The sequence below is a fragment of the Synechococcus sp. LA31 genome, assembly GCF_018502385.1.
Lineage (GTDB): Bacteria > Cyanobacteriota > Cyanobacteriia > PCC-6307 > Cyanobiaceae > Vulcanococcus.
On sequence record NZ_CP075523.1, the window covers coordinates 1,487,540 to 1,500,993 of the forward strand.

14 protein-coding genes, 1 tRNA gene and 1 other RNA gene are annotated in these 13,454 nt (G+C 65.6%); 9 read left to right on the plus strand and 7 right to left on the minus strand.

Features of this window, described 5'->3' with window-relative positions; all coding sequences use genetic code 11:
- Window positions 1–6 precede the first annotated feature (6 nt).
- An RNA gene (ffs, locus tag KJJ24_RS08025) (signal recognition particle sRNA small type) lies at window positions 7–103 on the minus strand.
- A gap of 42 nt (window positions 104–145) precedes the next feature.
- On the opposite strand from ffs, the gene panB reads away from it, so the two are divergent.
- A complete protein-coding gene (gene panB, locus KJJ24_RS08030) occupies window positions 146–964 on the plus strand; it encodes a 3-methyl-2-oxobutanoate hydroxymethyltransferase (RefSeq protein WP_214337913.1) in 819 nt (272 codons plus the stop codon).
- Here the strand turns inward: panB and hemW are convergent.
- Window positions 885–2,177, minus strand: coding sequence for a radical SAM family heme chaperone HemW (hemW, locus tag KJJ24_RS08035; protein WP_214337915.1), 1,293 nt, complete (start codon window positions 2,175–2,177; stop codon window positions 885–887). The two genes, panB and hemW, sit on opposite strands and share 80 nt — an antisense overlap.
- Here hemW and KJJ24_RS08040 point away from each other — a divergent pair.
- The 5 genes from KJJ24_RS08040 to cbiB all read left to right on the plus strand — a co-directional run bounded on the left by KJJ24_RS08040 (window position 2,176) and on the right by cbiB (window position 6,895).
- Window positions 2,176–3,327: a PIN/TRAM domain-containing protein gene (locus KJJ24_RS08040; RefSeq protein ID WP_214337917.1), complete on the plus strand. Its 1,152-nt coding sequence runs from the start codon at window positions 2,176–2,178 to the stop codon at window positions 3,325–3,327. The two genes, hemW and KJJ24_RS08040, sit on opposite strands and share 2 nt — an antisense overlap.
- Before the next feature lie 31 nt (window positions 3,328–3,358).
- Window positions 3,359–4,060 (plus strand): ATP-dependent Clp protease proteolytic subunit, encoded by a 702-nt coding sequence (locus KJJ24_RS08045; protein WP_214337919.1) that lies wholly within the window; start codon window positions 3,359–3,361, stop codon window positions 4,058–4,060.
- Window positions 4,061–4,133: 73 nt separating this feature from the next.
- Window positions 4,134–4,736, plus strand: a complete 603-nt coding sequence (locus tag KJJ24_RS08050) for an ATP-dependent Clp protease proteolytic subunit (RefSeq protein WP_214337921.1) — start codon at window positions 4,134–4,136, stop codon at window positions 4,734–4,736.
- A 58-nt stretch (window positions 4,737–4,794) separates the two neighbouring features.
- Entirely contained in the window at window positions 4,795–5,790 is a 996-nt protein-coding gene (ilvC, locus tag KJJ24_RS08055) for a ketol-acid reductoisomerase (RefSeq protein ID WP_214337922.1), read from the plus strand.
- Window positions 5,791–5,812: 22 nt separating this feature from the next.
- Window positions 5,813–6,895: an adenosylcobinamide-phosphate synthase CbiB gene (gene cbiB / locus KJJ24_RS08060; RefSeq protein WP_214337924.1), complete on the plus strand. Its 1,083-nt coding sequence runs from the start codon at window positions 5,813–5,815 to the stop codon at window positions 6,893–6,895.
- Here the strand turns inward: cbiB and KJJ24_RS08065 are convergent.
- Both KJJ24_RS08065 and KJJ24_RS08070 read right to left on the minus strand, forming a co-directional pair.
- Window positions 6,889–7,569 carry a sugar transferase gene (locus KJJ24_RS08065; RefSeq protein WP_214337926.1) on the minus strand — a complete coding sequence of 227 codons (681 nt, stop codon included), beginning with the start codon at window positions 7,567–7,569 and terminating at the stop codon, window positions 6,889–6,891. The genes cbiB and KJJ24_RS08065 overlap by 7 nt on opposite strands.
- A gap of 76 nt (window positions 7,570–7,645) precedes the next feature.
- On the minus strand, window positions 7,646–8,842 hold the full coding sequence (locus KJJ24_RS08070) for a glycosyltransferase (RefSeq protein WP_214337928.1): 1,197 nt from the start codon (window positions 8,840–8,842) through the stop codon (window positions 7,646–7,648).
- Window positions 8,843–8,958: 116 nt separating this feature from the next.
- Between KJJ24_RS08070 and KJJ24_RS08075 the strand changes: the two genes are divergently transcribed.
- Window positions 8,959–9,201 carry a hypothetical protein gene (locus KJJ24_RS08075; protein ID WP_214337930.1) on the plus strand — a complete coding sequence of 81 codons (243 nt, stop codon included), beginning with the start codon at window positions 8,959–8,961 and terminating at the stop codon, window positions 9,199–9,201.
- A 6-nt stretch (window positions 9,202–9,207) separates the two neighbouring features.
- The gene (locus KJJ24_RS08080; protein ID WP_214337932.1) at window positions 9,208–9,621 is read left to right on the plus strand and encodes a hypothetical protein; all 414 of its coding nucleotides are present in this window, start codon (window positions 9,208–9,210) and stop codon (window positions 9,619–9,621) included.
- A gap of 16 nt (window positions 9,622–9,637) precedes the next feature.
- Here the strand turns inward: KJJ24_RS08080 and KJJ24_RS08085 are convergent.
- Both KJJ24_RS08085 and KJJ24_RS08090 read right to left on the minus strand, forming a co-directional pair.
- Window positions 9,638–9,722, minus strand: a tRNA-Ser gene (locus KJJ24_RS08085).
- Window positions 9,723–9,759: 37 nt separating this feature from the next.
- Window positions 9,760–11,769: a ComEC/Rec2 family competence protein gene (locus KJJ24_RS08090; RefSeq protein WP_214337933.1), complete on the minus strand. Its 2,010-nt coding sequence runs from the start codon at window positions 11,767–11,769 to the stop codon at window positions 9,760–9,762.
- Here KJJ24_RS08090 and KJJ24_RS08095 point away from each other — a divergent pair.
- Window positions 11,768–12,505, plus strand: a complete 738-nt coding sequence (locus KJJ24_RS08095; protein ID WP_214337935.1) for a LysM domain-containing protein — start codon at window positions 11,768–11,770, stop codon at window positions 12,503–12,505. The genes KJJ24_RS08090 and KJJ24_RS08095 overlap by 2 nt on opposite strands.
- Here the strand turns inward: KJJ24_RS08095 and KJJ24_RS08100 are convergent.
- Entirely contained in the window at window positions 12,502–13,206 is a 705-nt protein-coding gene (locus KJJ24_RS08100; protein WP_214337938.1) for a response regulator transcription factor, read from the minus strand. The genes KJJ24_RS08095 and KJJ24_RS08100 overlap by 4 nt on opposite strands.
- Window positions 13,207–13,454 lie beyond the last annotated feature (248 nt).

Sequence of the window (13,454 nt, forward strand, 5' to 3'; positions counted from 1 at the left end):
CAAGAGGGTGACCCGGAGTCCACGCCTGCTCGGAGCATCCCGTGTGGCTGCTCCCTTCCGGTCCTGACCAGATTTGGGCGTCCGGGCCGCATGGGTCCGAGTCGTTCAGATGCTAGCAATAGGCCTCGGCCAAGAGGGCTCTGGCGTGCGACCAGCTGATCTGCTCACCTGTAAGCAGGAGGGACGACCCATCGCCGCCCTCACCGCTTGGGATGCGCTCTCAGCAGCTCTGGTGGAGCAGGCGGGCGCTGATCTGATCCTGGTTGGCGATTCCTTGGCGATGGTGGTGCTGGGCCATGCCACCACCCTGCCGGTCACGCTGGAAGAAATGATCCTGCACACCCGCGCCGTGGGGCGCGGCCTGCAGCGTCCACCAGCACAGCAGCCCCTGATCGTGACCGATCTGCCCTTTCTCAGCTATCAGTGCGGGCTGGATGCCGCCGTGGCCGCCGCGGGGCGCGTGCTCAAAGACAGCCCAGCCGCCGCCGTGAAGCTGGAGGGTGGTGAACCCGAAACCGTGGCGGTGGTGGATCGCCTGGTGCGCAGCGGCATCCCGGTGATGGCTCATCTGGGCCTCACCCCGCAATCGGTGCATCAACTGGGCTACCGGCGCCAGGCCAACGATCCCCTCACGCAGGAGCGGTTGCGGCGCAACGCCCGCGATTTGCAAGCCGCCGGGTGCTTTGCCCTGGTGCTGGAGCACGTTCCAGCTGAGTTGGCGGCAGGCCTCAGCCGTGAGCTCACGCTTCCGGTCATCGGCATTGGTGCCGGTGATCAGTGCGACGGCCAGGTGCGGGTCACCGCAGATCTACTGGGGCTCACCGAGCGCCAGCCCCCCTTTTCTCCGCCCCTGCTGGATGGTCGTCGGCTATGCATCGAGGCCCTCAAGGGATGGGTTGGGGCGCTGCAGCCCCAGAGCCCTCCTCCCACCACTCCAGCAGCTCCCGCAACACCGCATTGCTGAGGGCCAATCCCTCCGGATCGCTCAGACGCCAGCGCGGCCCCTCCCGCCTCAGCAGCCCCTGTTCCACAAACGGCTGCCAGCGGCGCAGCAATGCTGCTGGCACCTCCAGCAACACCCCTTCCCTCCGGCGCAATCCCACCATCCACTGCTCATCAAGGGGCATCCCTTCCGCCGGCTCCTGGCCCACTGGCACGGCACGCTCCGCCTGCTCGAGCCAAGCGGCGTAGCCCTCACGGGTGCGTGGCCGGGCCTCACGCACACCCCAGGGGGCTCCTGTGGCCCCCATGCCAAAGCCCCACCAGCCGCCGCCGCCGCTCCAATAGACACGGTTGTGGCGCGAGGCATGACCCGGCAAGGCGTAGTTGGAGATCTCGTAGTGGCCGTAGCCGGCGGCCGCCAGCCGCTCGGCCGTGAGCTCCATCAAATCTGCGGCCAAATCGCTTTCCGGCAGCGCTAGAGCACCGCGTCGCTCCAAGCGCTCAAACACCGTGCCGGGCTCCACGATCAGGTCGTATACCGAGAGATGGGGCGGCTGGAGAGCAATGGCCTGCTCCAGCTGCTCACGCCAGCTCGCCAGGGTCTGGCCCGGTAACCCCTGGATCAGATCGAGGCTCCAGCTCTGCAGGCGGCCGCTGCGCTGGGCCTGTTGCAACCAGCCGGCGGCTTCCATCAGATCAGCGCAGCGATGCCGACGCCCCAGCTGCTCCAGCACTGCATCGCTGAAGCTCTGCCCCCCCAGACTCACCCGATTCACGCCGGCAGCCAAATAAGCGGCGAGGCGTGTTTGATCAAAGCTGGCGGGATCGAGTTCAAGGCTCACCTCAGCGCCGGGGGCGATCCCGTAGCGCCGCCGCAGCGCCAGCAGCAGCTGCCGCAGCTGTTCGTCGCTCAGGAGCGATGGTGTGCCGCCACCCACATACACGGTGCTCAGAGGCGGCCCCGGCGCCGCCGCGACGATCTCGCGATGCAGCAGCTGCAGATAGCGGCTGATCGAGGTACTGCCTGGCGCACCGGCTTCTGCACTGGCGTGATCCCCCAGCGGTACCACCGGGAAATCGCAGTAGAAGCAGCGCCGATGGCAGAAGGGAACGTGCAGGTAGGCACTGCGGGGCGGCCAACCGCCGGGGCCAAGCCGGTTACCTCCCCGGGCCAAAGCTGCTGGGATCAGGCATGCTGCCCCTTTAAAGCCGTCGGCAGCCACAGCAACGGTCATGGTGGACTCCCTCATCCTGGTGCTGTTCGTGGTGTCGGGGGCCGCCGCCGGCTGGTTGGGGGTCGACCTCCTGCCCGAGCAGCAGCTGATCCAGATTCAGAACCTGGAGCAGCTGAGCTGGATCCTGGGGGCCGGCGGCGCTCTGGCAGGACTGCTGGCAGGCGTGGTGTTCCAACGGTTGCGCAAGCGCCTGATGGAACAGGTACGCACCATGCCCACCGATCTGCTGGTGAGCCGGGCGGTGGGCCTAATCCTCGGCCTGCTGGTGGCCAACCTGCTGATCTCGCCAATCCTCTTCCTCTCGCTGCCGTGGGAGCTGGTGCTGGTGAAGCCCCTGGCAGCCATAGCGGCCAACGTGTTTTTTGGCGTGTCGGGCTACAACCTGGCCGAGGTGCACGGCCGCACCCTGCTGCGCTTGTTTAACCCCAACAGCACCGAAGCCCTGCTGGTGGCTGATGGAGTGCTGATGCCAGCCAGCGCCAAGATTCTCGACACCAGCGTGATCATCGATGGCCGGATCCGCGGCCTGCTCGATTCAGGCCTGCTGGAGGGCCAAGTGATCGTGGCTCAATCGGTGATCGATGAGTTGCAAGCCCTGGCCGATTCGAGCAACAGCGAAAAGCGCAGCAAGGGTCGCCGCGGCTTGAAACTGCTCAGCAGCCTGCGCGAGCGCTACGGCCGCCGCCTGGTGGTGAACACCACCCGCTACGAGGGCAATGGGGTAGACGACAAGCTGCTCAAGCTGGCGGCCGACACCGGCGGCACGCTGCTCACCGCTGACTACAACCTCACCAAGGTGGCCGAGGTGCAGACCGTGAAGGTGATGAACCTGAGCGAGCTGGTGATCGCACTGCGCCCGGAGGTGCAACCGGGCGATGAGCTGAACCTCAAGATCGTGCGCGATGGCAAAGAAGCCAACCAGGGCGTGGGCTACCTCGACGACGGAACCATGGTGGTTGTGGATGGCGCTCACGGCCGCAGCGGCGAGCGGCTCACCGTGGTGATCACCGGGGCTCTGCAGACCCCCACCGGCCGGATGGTGTTCGGCAAGCTCGACGGCGCCCCAAGCCCCTCCAACAACAAAACCAAAGCCAGCGGTAGGAAATCCGCATCCGGCAAGGGCGATCAGGGCAACGCCAACCCCCGCTAGGCTCCCGGTCCAGGCCTGCAGTGATCCGCGGATGTCGGTGTCAGCTCCCTACTACGGCGATTCGGCCGTGATGCGCACCCCACCGCCCGATCTGCCTTCGCTGTTGCTGAAGGAGCGGATCGTGTATCTGGGCCTGCCGCTGTTCAGCGACGACGATGCCAAGCGTCAGATGGGCATCGACGTCACGGAGCTGATCATCGCGCAGCTGCTTTACCTGGAGTTTGACAATCCAGAGAAGCCAATTTTCTTCTACATCAACTCCACCGGCACTAGCTGGTACTCGGGTGATGCCATCGGCTTCGAGACCGAAGCCTTCGCCATCGCCGACACCATCCGCTACGTGAAGCCACCGGTGCACACCATCTGCATCGGCCAGGCCATGGGCACAGCCGCGATGATCCTCAGTGCGGGCACCAAGGGGCATCGAGCTGCCCTGCCCCACGCCTCGATCGTGTTGCACCAGCCCCGCAGCGGCGCCCGCGGCCAAGCCAGCGACATTCAGATCCGCGCCAAAGAAGTGCTGCACAACAAGCAAACAATGCTTGAGATGCTTTCGCTCAACACCGGCCGCAGCGTGGAGCAGCTCTCCAAGGATTCCGACCGGATGACGTATCTCACCGCCGAGCAAGCGGTGGAGTATGGCCTGATTGATCGGGTGCTCACCAGCCAGAAACTGCCTACCCCCCTGCCAGCCGGCGCTGGCGTCAGCCCGGGCAATCCCGGTATCAGCTGAAACCAACCGGGCCACGCCAGCGGCCTAGACCTTCCCGCTTCCCTGTTCACCTCCGGCCACCACCGCATCCGCCATGCCCATCGGCACCCCCAGCGTTCCTTACCGCCTCCCCGGCAGCCAGTACGAGCGCTGGGTTGACATCTACACGCGCCTCGGCGTGGAGCGGATCCTGTTTCTGGGTTCTGAGGTGAATGACGCCATCGCCAACAGCCTGGTGGCTCAGATGCTTTACCTCGACTCAGAAGACAATTCCAAGCCGATTTACCTCTACATCAACTCTCCCGGTGGCTCGGTGACCGCCGGCCTGGCGATCTACGACACGATCCAATACGTGAAATCGGATGTGGTCACCATCTGCGTGGGCCTGGCAGCCTCCATGGGCGCCTTCTTGCTGGGCGCGGGCACCAAAGGCAAACGCTTGGCCCTGCCCCACAGCCGGATCATGATCCACCAGCCCCTGGGCGGCACAAGCCAACGCCAGGCCAGCGATATTGAGATCGAGGCCCGCGAAATCCTGCGCATCAAAGACATGCTCAACGGCAGCATGGCTGAGATGACCGGCCAGCCGCTGCAGAAGATCGAGAAGGACACCGACCGCGATTACTTCATGAGTGCCGCCGAGGCCGTGGAGTACGGCCTGATCGATCGGGTGATCGCTCACCCAAGCGAGGCCTGAAGGCCGGGCAGGCGCTTGCGTAAGCTCGACCCTTGCCCAGCCCTGACCCGACGCCTCGATGGCCAAGCTCTATTACGACACCGACGCCGACCTCAGCCTGCTGAACGGCAAGACGGTGGCCATCATCGGCTACGGATCCCAGGGCCACGCCCACGCCCTCAACCTCAAGGACAGCGGCGTGAACGTGGTGGTGGGCCTCTACGAAGGCAGCCGCTCCGCTGAGAAAGCCAAAGCCGACGGCCTCGAAGTGCTCAGCGTGGCTGATGCCTCTGCCAAGGCCGACTGGATCATGGTGCTGCTGCCCGATGAAACCCAAAAGGCTGTCTACGACAAGGAAATTGCGCCTCACCTCAGCGCCGGCAAGGTGCTGAGCTTTGCCCACGGCTTCAACGTGCGCTTTGAGCTGATCAAGCCCCCCGCCGACGTGGATGTGGTGATGATCGCTCCCAAGGGCCCGGGCCACACCGTGCGCTGGGAGTATCAGAACGGCATGGGCGTGCCCGCTCTGTTCGCCATCCATCAAGACGCCACCGGCAACGCCCGCGCCCTGGCCATGGCCTATGCCAAGGGCATCGGTGGCACCCGCGCCGGCATCCTGGAGACCAACTTCAAGGAAGAAACCGAAACCGACCTGTTCGGTGAGCAGGCCGTGCTCTGCGGCGGTCTCTCCGAGCTGGTGAAGGCTGGTTTCGAGACCCTGGTGGAAGCTGGTTATCAGCCCGAGCTGGCCTACTTCGAGTGCCTGCACGAGGTGAAGCTAATCGTGGATCTGATGGTGAAGGGCGGCCTCACCGCCATGCGCGATTCGATCTCCAACACCGCTGAGTACGGCGATTACGTGAGCGGCCCCCGCCTGATCACCGCCGACACCAAGGCCGAGATGAAGCGCATCCTGGCCGACATCCAGGACGGCACCTTCGCCCGCAACTTCGTGGCCGAATGCGAAGCCGGCAAGCCGGAAATGAACAAGATCCGCGATCGCGACAGCCAGCACCCGATCGAGCAAGTGGGCAAGGGCCTGCGCTCGATGTTCTCCTGGCTGAAGGCCGCCTGATCAAGGCCACGTTCTCGCAGCCATGACGCTGCCATTCTCTGGGGTGGGTTCCTTCACAGGGATCCACCCCTTTCTGCTGGTGATCGCCGCTGCCAGCCTTGACAGGCTGGTGGGAGATCCGCGCTGGTGCCTGCACCCGGTGGTGGTGATGGGCTGGTGGATCAACCGGCTGCGGCGGCTGGCTGAACGGCTGGCGGGGGAACGCCCCTGGGCCCTTCGCCTTGCAGGTGCTGTGATCACAGTGCTGTTGGTGGGCAGCAGTGGAGCAGCTGGCTGGCTGCTGGAGCAATGGGCCCTAGGCAAGGTGCTGCCTGATACGAGGCCCATCGCCCTCACGCTGCTGCTGCTGGCCCTGGCCAGCGCCCTGGCCGGCCGCAGCCTGGAGCAGGCGGTGCGCGCTGTGCTGCGAGCTCTACCCAGCCCTGAATCTGCGCAGAACGAAGCTCTCAGCGCGTCGCGCACAGCCTTGAGCTGGATCGTGGGGCGCGACACACGCGAGTTGAGCTCCCCAGAGATTGTGAGAGCGGCGGCGGAAACGGCCAGCGAAAACGCCGTGGATGGCCTCTTCGCGCCGCTGTTCTGGATGCTGCTGGGGGCGTTGATCTGGGCGGTGGGGTATCAGGCCGCCCCAGGCCCCCTAGCCCTGGCCTGGGGGTTCAAGGCCGCCAGCACCCTCGATTCGATGCTCGGCTACCGCCAGGGGCTGCTGCGTTGGCTGGGTACCGCCGGCGCAAGACTCGACGACCTGCTGGTGTGGCTGCCGTGTCGTCTGGTGGCACTCACCCTGCCGCTGGCAGCAGGACTCGGCCCACAACGCAGCTGGGCTTTGCTGCAATCGGCCCGGCGGGATGGAGCACCCGACCCCTCGCCCAATGCAGGGCTATCCCAGGCCATCTACGCCCACGTGTTGCAGATCCAGCTCGGGGGCACCAATCGCTACGGCGATCAATGCAAGCGCAAACCCCTGCTGGCAGCTGGCTGTCCGCCTCCCACAGCCACCACGGTGCAGGCCATGCTTCGGCTCAGCCAACGCCTGGAGCTGTTGTGGCTGGTGGCGGGATTGGGCCTGGGCTGGGTGGTGGCAACCGTCGCAGCTGCTCAGTAGGCACCCCTGTCCATCGGCAGCAGCACAACACCGATCGTGCGCAACACGATGCCCAGATCCAACCAAAAGCTGCGGTGACGCACGTAGGTGAGGTCGAGCCGTACACGGGTGCGGTAGGTGAGATTGTTGCGCCCCGACACTTGCCAGAGGCCTGTCAAGCCCGGCCGTACTGACAGCACCTCATCCATGCTGCGGCCGTAACGCCTCAGCTCATCCCACACAATCGGCCGCGGGCCCACCACGCTCATTTCACCGCGCAGCACATTGATGAACTGGGGCAGTTCATCCAGGCTGGAGCGGCGCAGGAACTTACCCAGCGGCGTGATGCGGGGATCGCGCTTGAGCTTGTGATCCCGTTCAAATTCAGCTCTCAAACCAGGATCGGCATCCAGCATCGAAGCCAGCACGCGATCGGCATCACGCCGCATGGTGCGGAACTTGAGACAACCGAAACCCTTGTAGCCACGGCCAATCCGCCGCTGGCAATAGAACACCGAGCCCCGGGAGCTGAGCTTCACCAGAAGCGCCAACAGCAGGAAGACCGGCGCCCCAAGGCTCAGCACCAGCAGCGAAAAGACAATGTCGCCACCACGCTTAAGCACCCGCCCACGCAGCGACTGGGCCGCCAGCAGGCTGCTGGCTGTGGACTCAGCCGGGACGGAGACAGAAGACAAACGGCGTGCGGTCAGGATTCGGTGGTGACGTCATTAAAGAAGTGTGCAGCGCTGCAGGCCCCCAGCCGGCGGTCACTCACCCCAGAGGCACAGACAACGCGCAGCCTCGTTCGGCTTGCAGCCGTTGGTGGCGGTTCCAGGCCTGATCAATCACGGCACCCATGCGCTGGCGGAAGCGCTGGGGGCTAAATCGCTCTGCCCACTGCCGCAACGACTCAGCAGGGAGCTGGGTCCACAGCCGCTGCTGTTCGAATCGCTCTAGGGCCGCCACCAACGCTGCTGGCGTTTGGTCGGCAAACAACAAGCCGGTGGGCTGAGCGCAACCGGTGCTGATGCAACGCACACTGTCGAGCAGGCCGCCCTGCCCCAGGCCGATCACCGGCGCCCCAGAAGCCATCGCCTCCACCGGTGCGATGCCGAAATCCTCCAGCCCGGCATAGACATAGGCGCGGCAACGCGCCAACCAGCTGTTCACCTCCTGCTGTGGCAGGCGACCCAACAACTGCACGTTGGGTCCCGCCATAGCTGCCAGCCGCTGACGCTCCGGCCCATCGCCGATCACCACCAGCGGCAGGCCTGTGGCGTTGAAGGCCTGCACCACCAAATCCACACGCTTGTAGGGCACCAGCCGGCACAGGCAGAGATACACGTCGTCGCGGGGTTGATCCCAGCGGAAGCGTTCAACGGCCACCGGCGGGTGCACCACGGTGGCGCTCCGGCCCCAGTAGCGGCGGATGCGGGCCGCGGTGAAACGGGAATTAGCAATCAACGCATCGGGCCGTTGAGCGCTGAGCACATCCCACTGGCGCAGGCGATGCAGCTGCCATCGGATCAAGGGAGAGAGGCCACGCCGCGCCAGAGCCGACTGGCGAAGGTAAGCGTGCATCTGATCCCAGGCGTAGCGCACAGGGGTGTGCACATAACTGAGATGGCACTGATCAGGGCTGGTGAGCACACCCTTGGCCACCAGGTGGCTGCTGCTCAACACCAGTGGATAGCCGGAGAGATCGAGCTGCTCAATCGCCAGCGGCAGCAGCGGCAGGTATTGCTGCACATGGCTCACGCCCCAGGGAAGACGCTGCACGAAGGAGGTGAGGATCGAGCGATCCGCCAGCCAGCTGGCTGAGCGGCTGCTTTCGCCATCCACCAGGGCGGCCAGCTGGGGGCGCTCCAGCAGGGCGTCGAGCTGCTGCACCACCAGTTCTGCTCCCCCCACCGAACGGGGGGTGAACCACTCGTGCACGAGGGCTGCCGGGCCGGGGAGCAATGCCATGGCAGCCAAGCTAGAGGCACGATCTTGAAGAAGGATTGCTCTCTAGATCACAAAAACTGTCAGCTGATTGCGATCCCAGCGGCAAATCTCGAAGCTAACGCCAGAGCCCACCTGCCATGGCGATCCGCGAGCTCCTCGAAGACGCCCTCGATGAACCCTCCATCGGGGAAACCCAATGCTTTGTCTGGCACGCCACGCCTGTCGGCATCGCTGCCTTGTGGATTGATGGCAAGCCGCCGACCCCACCACCGTTTGATAACGCCCTCGAGGAAGGCCTGCAGGTGGGACTTGACCTGAGCCGGGAAGAGCGTGAATTTCACCAAGTCAGCCGCGGCTTGGTGCTGCTCTTTCATAGCTAAACCGCAATGATCAAGCGCCAGGATCTACCGGCCCGCGTGCTGTTCGGGCTCGGGATCTATGACCTAATCCGCGGTGTTATGCACACGCTGCTGCTGCGCTGGTCAGGCATTCACGTGGCTGGCTTTGACCCCAGCTCAACACCGGTGGATCAATTTTTCATGCTGGGGGCTTTTGGCATCTCCAACCTGCTCACCGGATGTCTGTTTCTACTGATCAGCCGGCGGGCTCCCGAGCTTTCCGTGTGGATTCTGGGGATCATTCCTGCAACGTATCTGGTGGGCTTGCTGGGCATCCGAAGCAGTGGCGTGTATGGATCGCTCACGTACGGCGGGCAGTACCTGATGTATGTGTATTTCGCGATCTGTATCGGCACCTTGGCCATTGCTCTCCGCGGCCGGATTCACAACAGACGCAGATAAGAACAGAAGCAAAAAACGGAGAGGGTGGGATTCGAACCCACGGAAGGTTGCCCTTCAAACGATTTCGAGTCGTTCGCTTTCGACCACTCAGCCACCTCTCCAGGCGACCATCGCACTGTAGAGACTGGCCGTCCCCAGTCACGCCTGCCGCCAACCGCTGGCGGAACCGGCAACCGGCCACCAGAGTCGATCCGCGGCCAGCGGCGGCAAAGCGCGGCGCTCGGTGGGTTTTGGACTGAACCCCAGCCACAAGCCATCCAAGCGCTGCCTGCGAGCGTCGCCTTGATCACGCCAGCTCCACCAGGCCTGACGATCCGGCAACAGTCCCCAGCGCAGCCGCCCTGCGGCAAGTAGCAGAGCCTGGCTGTCATCAGCCAGCGCTTCAACCGCCAACCCTGGGCTGAGCAGACGTTGCCCCTGGGCCAGGGCGGGGCTGCCGTTCTGCCCAGCCAGCAGGGTGGGGGTGAGCGCGGCCCAGCAACGGGGCTGCTCCGGCGGTAGGGGATCCAGCAGTAAGGCCCAGTCGTAGCGCTGAATCCCGAGGCCCTGGGCCAGCTGGGAGGCACGGCTGCAGCTCAGACCATCCGCGCGGCGACTGATCAACGCCGCGCGGCCGGCATGGCGGGCCACCAACCACTGGCGGCCACCGTCGTGCACCAGCAACAGTTGATCCGCCCGCAGCAGCTGCAACTGCACGCCAGCCACCACAGCAAGCAGCCCCACACCCCAGAGCCGCCAACGCCGCCCCTGCGGCAGCAACCAGGGCAACAAGGCCAAGGCCAGCCCCAAAGCCAGCAGCGGTGAGATCCGCCCCAGCTGGCACTGCGCCATGGGCAAGGCCGCCAGCTGGCGCACCAGCCACACCAACAGCTGCGCCAGGGGCACCAGCAGCCAGCCCAGCAGCACCTGCAGTGGCGGGCAGAGCACTGCCCCTAGGGCCATCGCCATCGCCCCGAGGGTGAGCGGAGTGAGCAGGGGCGTCACAACCAAATTGGCGGGCACCGCATAGAGCGGCAGCGATCCGAAGTGCAAAAGCTGCAGCGGGATCGTCCAGAGCGAGGCCGCTACGGGCACCGCGATGGCGGCCGCAACCCAGCCTGGCCAGCGGCGACGCAACTGCTGCTCCAGGGGGCGGGCACTCAGGATCAACCCAGCCGTGGCCGCAGCGCTGAGCTGAAAGCCCACATCCAGCAGCCAGGCGGGCCGCAGCAAGAGCATCACCAGCAGGCAGAGCAGCAACACCGCCACGGGGCGGCTACGCCGGCCCCCCTCCTGCAGGGCAAAAGCCACGGCCCCCATCAGCACGGCCCTCACCACCGAGGGTTGGGGTCCAGCCAGCAGCAGAAAGCTGCCGAGTGCCGCCGCTGCCAACCCCCAGCGCAGGGGCGCCGCGAGCGGCCGGGCCAGCACCAGCACCGCTCCTAGCAACACGCTCAAGTGAAAACCACTGGCGGCCAGGGCATGCGAGAGGCCAGCAGCGCGAAAGGCCTCCCGCAGCTCCGCCGGCACAGGACTCACCGCACTACCGAGCACCAGAGCGGCGAGCACCCCACCCGCCTGCTCGCCGCCGCTGCGGCGCAGGGCTTCAGCCATATGGCGCCGCAGATCCGCCACGGGGGTAGCGGGTTGGCGCTGCAACTGCCAGCGCTGCACCTGCAACACACTCCAGGCGCCGTGGCGGCGCAGTCGTTCCGCGGGGCCCGAGAGCAGAGGATGCGGCGCTGGTGGCAACCGGCGCAACACGCCCTCGATCTGGAGCTGCCAACCCTGGCGCAGCTGTGGACAGGGGCTGAACTGCAGCTCGCTGCGGCCACCCGGAACTGCGGCCAGGGCTCGGCAGCGCTGAGGGGAGGCATCGAGCCGAGGATCCTCCAACAGGCGCGCGCTGAGCGCGACCGGCTGCTGGATGGCTGCAGCAGGAATCCGATGCACCGGATCGGCCGAGCCGGGATGGGGCTGACCGAGCAGCCCCCAGCCGCACAACAGCGGCAACAGCAGACAGGCCAAGAGCAGCCATCGCCGCCGCCGCAACAGCACCGCCGCGCTGAGCAGCAATAACGCCAACAGCACGAGCTGCTCCGGCCAGCCCAGGGGCAGCACACCGATGCTTACCGCCAGCAACAGCCCCGCCAGAGCAACAGCAGCCATGGCTGGTCCGCAAACAGCACTCAGGGGAGTGTTCCCCTACGGTTCGGCCGTGATCCCGAAAGCCATGCAGCGGCGGCGTTGGTCTCTCGCTCTGATCTGCGCGATGGCGCTCCTAAGCGCCGGGCAAGGCCTGGCTCAGACGCGCACGATCACGGTGGGGGAGGGCGACACGCTCGAGCAGCTAGCACTGCGGCACGGCGTGGACTTGGACACGCTGATCGCGATTAACGGCATCAGCGATCCCACCCTGCTGCAGGTGGGCCAGGTGCTGAACTTGCCCGCTGCCGCGCCAGTGGCGAGCCGCAGCAGCAGCGGGGCGATCGCTCCACCACCCCCCGATGGCACGGGCGGCGAAGCTGCCGCAGCCCTCCTCCTCAGCCCCGCTGAGCGGCGTGACCGCGCTGAACTCGAGCTGCGTGAGCAATCGGGGCTAGCCCGCTGGAAGTGGTTCAACCGCACCGCCGTCGACTGGTCGGGCTGGAAACTCCATCCAGGCGGTGTGCGGATCACCTTGGTGAAACCGTCGATCAGCGACCTGGGTCTACGGGGCTCCGCCGCCACCGCCGTGGCGGTGCAATGCGAGAGCCTGCGCCAGAACTGGCGGATTGATGGCACCTGGCAAGGGTGGGACACCCCGATGCCCGGCAGTGTGGGGCAGCGGATCGTGCTGGATCTCTGCAGCAATACCCTCGATGGTCCGGCCGTGCCCGTGCCACCGCCGGCCCCGGCCCGCTAACGCGTGGCTGGCATCTGGCTGTATCCGAGCTGCACAGCCTTCGCGGCCAACTCCACACGATTGCCGGCACGCAATTTGCCGATTAGGGAACTGACGTAATCACGGGCAGTGCTGGTGGCGATGAACAGCTGTTCAGCAATCTCGCGGTTGGTGAAACCCTTGGCCACCAGCGAAAGCACCTGCCGCTCCCGCACAGAGAGCTGCACTCCCGCATCCGCGGCCACCGCTAAAGCGCGCGCAACGGCCGGATCCACATAAGAGCAACCGCGCTGGAGATCCTCAGCCGCCTGCCGGAAGTTGAGCTTGCCAATGCTGTGGATCGACAGGATCACCCGCACCCCCAGAGCGAGCAGGTGATCCACATCAACGCCCTCAGCCGATGCAATGCAATAGAGCACGACGGGTGGCACCGTGAGCTCCCGGCAACGCTCGAGTAGGGCCAAGCCGCGATCCTCGGCAATCGAATCGGAGAGCAGCAGCAAGCAAACACTGCTCTCAAGAGCGAGCAGATCGAGCACTTCTCGCTCGCTCAAGCCGGCACCCAACAGCTGCGCGCGAACACCAGCCCGGCGGCTGAGCACTGCGCAGAGAAAAGCCTCGATCTCATCACCGGTTCCCACCACCACGGGCCACTGGCTGATCACCTCGTCAAACCGAATCCAGTGACTGACCAGGCTTGGATCGGAGGGGTTGAACGGCAAGCGCGCGTGTCGAGGAAGGGGTTGAAAGCTAGGAGGGAGCACGGAGCCTGGCAGACCAAGCCCTGGCTCAAACCCATGGCGATCCGTGGACAACCTGGGCTGCGAAAGCTCGATTTCGACAGCGAAGGAGCCGCCATCGCTGAAGCGGCCACCCAGTTCTGGAGGCGTGGCTACCCCTACCGGTGCTGCCCCAGGGGCTCACCACCGATCGCGCTGGCGCATCAGCCTGGGCGGAGTTTCGCTCGAGC

Excerpts from the sequence above, each read along its gene's own strand:
- hemW (WP_214337915.1), bottom strand. The coding sequence starts at position 2,177 with ATGACCGTTGCTGTGGCTGCCGACGGCTTTAAAGGGGCAGCATGCCTG.
- cbiB (WP_214337924.1), top strand. The coding sequence starts at position 5,813 with ATGACGCTGCCATTCTCTGGGGTGGGTTCCTTCACAGGGATCCACCCC.
- KJJ24_RS08090 (WP_214337933.1), bottom strand. The coding sequence starts at position 11,769 with ATGGCTGCTGTTGCTCTGGCGGGGCTGTTGCTGGCGGTAAGCATCGGT.
- KJJ24_RS08040 (WP_214337917.1), top strand. The coding sequence starts at position 2,176 with ATGGTGGACTCCCTCATCCTGGTGCTGTTCGTGGTGTCGGGGGCCGCC.
- KJJ24_RS08070 (WP_214337928.1), bottom strand. The coding sequence starts at position 8,842 with ATGGCATTGCTCCCCGGCCCGGCAGCCCTCGTGCACGAGTGGTTCACC.
- KJJ24_RS08095 (WP_214337935.1), top strand. The coding sequence starts at position 11,768 with ATGGCTGGTCCGCAAACAGCACTCAGGGGAGTGTTCCCCTACGGTTCG.
- KJJ24_RS08050 (WP_214337921.1), top strand. The coding sequence starts at position 4,134 with ATGCCCATCGGCACCCCCAGCGTTCCTTACCGCCTCCCCGGCAGCCAG.
- ilvC (WP_214337922.1), top strand. The coding sequence starts at position 4,795 with ATGGCCAAGCTCTATTACGACACCGACGCCGACCTCAGCCTGCTGAAC.
- KJJ24_RS08080 (WP_214337932.1), top strand. The coding sequence starts at position 9,208 with ATGATCAAGCGCCAGGATCTACCGGCCCGCGTGCTGTTCGGGCTCGGG.
- KJJ24_RS08045 (WP_214337919.1), top strand. The coding sequence starts at position 3,359 with ATGTCGGTGTCAGCTCCCTACTACGGCGATTCGGCCGTGATGCGCACC.
- KJJ24_RS08075 (WP_214337930.1), top strand. The coding sequence starts at position 8,959 with ATGGCGATCCGCGAGCTCCTCGAAGACGCCCTCGATGAACCCTCCATC.